1 protein-coding gene is annotated in these 2,146 nt (G+C 66.5%); it reads right to left on the bottom strand.

Features of this window, described 5'->3' with window-relative positions:
* Window positions 1-3 precede the first annotated feature (3 nt).
* Entirely contained in the window at window positions 4-2,103 is a 2,100-nt protein-coding gene (locus tag Q9G87_RS60210) for an ISAzo13 family transposase (protein WP_305925670.1), read from the bottom strand.
* Between the last annotated feature and the right edge of the window lie 43 nt (window positions 2,104-2,146).

Raw genomic sequence — 2,146 nt, 5'->3', positions numbered from 1 at the left:
AAATCAAGGTGTCGATTCTGTGACACGTGGGACGTCGTCGTGCGGTGTGATGGCGTTCAGGAGCGCGTCGGCGCTGGAGTATCGGGTTGCGGATCGGGTGACGGCGTAGCCGGTCTCCTCCAGCAGCGGGCGGACCCAGATCTTCGCGTTGCCGATAGTTCGTCGGCTCACTTGAAACAGTTCGGCTACGACCTCCCAGGTGCAGACTTTGCGCATGCCGAGGATGACCGCCAGGACGCGCTCGGCGTCGGTGATTTTCTCCTGGAAGATGCCTCCGCGGGCGCCGGCCTGCCGGTCACCGCCGCGCTGGAGATGCTTGCGCTGCTCGGCCTCGGCGGCCTGCCGCAGCGACAGCCGCTCAATCAGTGCGGCCAGTTCCGGGCGGCTCATCCCGGTCAGTGCCGGATCTCCGAGCAGCGCCAGCCGGTTCGGTCGTGTCGGGACGGTGTTGCTGTCCAGGAAGTCACGGAGCGCACCGGCGCTGGTGAAGCGCAGCACGGTGGGGTCGATCTTGAGTTTGCGGGCGGCCAGTAGCTTGCCGGTCTCGGTGACCGCTTGACCGATCGGGGGCTGGCTGATCTCGAGCATCTCCGACAGGACGCGCTGGGAGCAGATCTGGCGGAGATAAACGATGGCGATCAGGACCTTGTCGGCGTCGGTGAGCAGGGGGCGTCCGTGGTTGGCCTTGGCCTGTCGGCGTGGGCCACCGCGGATTTCGAAGTTGCGCTGCTCGGCCAGGGCCGCCTGATCCGAGGCCAAAGACGCAGCCAGCTCGTTCAGCTCCTCTCGGCTCATCCCGGTCAGCCGGGGGTCGGCCAGGGCGTGCAGGCTTTCCGACCGGATGCTCGCCCGGTCGTCGCATACGGGTGGGTGCGGGTTGCCGTCTGCCGGGCCGATCGTGTAGTTCCAGGCGCCGCGCTCGGTATGCGGGACGATCGGCAGCATGCTCATCCGCTCGGCGGACACCGACACGCCCAGCGGGTAGGCGTTGGTGTCCAGTTCGGCCGCGACGGTCAGCCCGGTGCGGGTGCGGGTCGCGGCGATGCTGTTGACCACGACCTCGTGGCTGGTCAGGGGCCTGCCGCGCCAGTTCATGGTGATGTGCGAGAACAGCCGGTGCTCTATCTTGTTCCACTTGCTGGTGCCGGGCGGAAAGTGGCAGACGGTCACCGCCAGCCCGGTCTCGGCGGCGAAGTCGGCCAGTTCGGCCTTCCATAACCGGTAGCGATAGCTGTTGGAGCCGCCGCAGTCCGCCGTGATCAGCAGCCGGTTCGCGTTCGGGTAGTCCAGGCTGCCGCGGCCGCGCCACCAGCGCCGGATCGACTCCACCGCGAACGCCGAGGTGTCGTGATCGATCCCGACGTTCACCCAGCCCGTGTCGTTGACCAAGTCGTAGATCCCGTACGGGATTGCGTGCGGCACGTCCGGGCCGGTGAAGAAGAAGCTGTGGTCCTCGACCCGAACCGGATCGCCCTTGGGCCGCCGCTGCCGGCCGGCGTTCGGCAGATCGCCCAGATGCTCCTTCTTCTTCGTGTCCACGCTGATCACCGGCTCGCCGTCCGCCTGATGGGCCTTGACCTGCTCGTTGATGTAATGGAATTGCGCGTCCCGGTCCGGGTGCTGCTTGCCTTCCAGCGTCTTGGCATTGGCCTGCAGACTGAAGCCTTGTTTCTTCAACAGCCGGCCCACCGTCGGCGCCGATACTGGATGGCCCTGCCTGGTCAGCTCTTGGGCCAGATCGCGCAGCGACTTGGTGGTCCAGCGCAGCGGCGACATCGGATCCCCGCGCTCATCCGGCCCCACCAGCGCCAGCAGTGTTGGCATCAGCTCTGGGTTCTGAGTTTCGGCGGCCTTGCGACCTCCACCACAACGACGGACGCGGCCGTCCGGCAGCGGATCCTCGCCGGCCTCCAGCTCGAACACCCCGGTGCGGACCGTAGTTTCGGACACTCCGGCCACCGCCGCCACCGTCCGCACCCCAACATGTCCGAGCAGGCGAGCCTCCTGCCCCATCACCAGACGCCGCTGTCGCTCGTTCAAATGCGGAAACAGCACCCTGAACCGCGAGACGAGCTGATCGCGGACCTTGCTCGGTATGCCCATACCAAGTCAACGAGTTCAAGATCGAAAAGCAACGCCTTATTTC

The sequence above is a fragment of the Nonomuraea turcica genome (genome assembly GCF_030718205.1).
Taxonomy (GTDB): Bacteria; Actinomycetota; Actinomycetes; order Streptosporangiales; family Streptosporangiaceae; genus Nonomuraea.
Note: the sequence above shows the minus strand (reverse complement) of the source record. Positions and strands in the feature narration are given on the sequence as shown.

Bases quoted from the DNA above. Each gene is read 5' to 3' on its own strand.
- Q9G87_RS60210 (WP_305925670.1), bottom strand. From the start codon at position 2,103: ATGGGCATACCGAGCAAGGTCCGCGATCAGCTCGTCTCGCGGTTCAGG.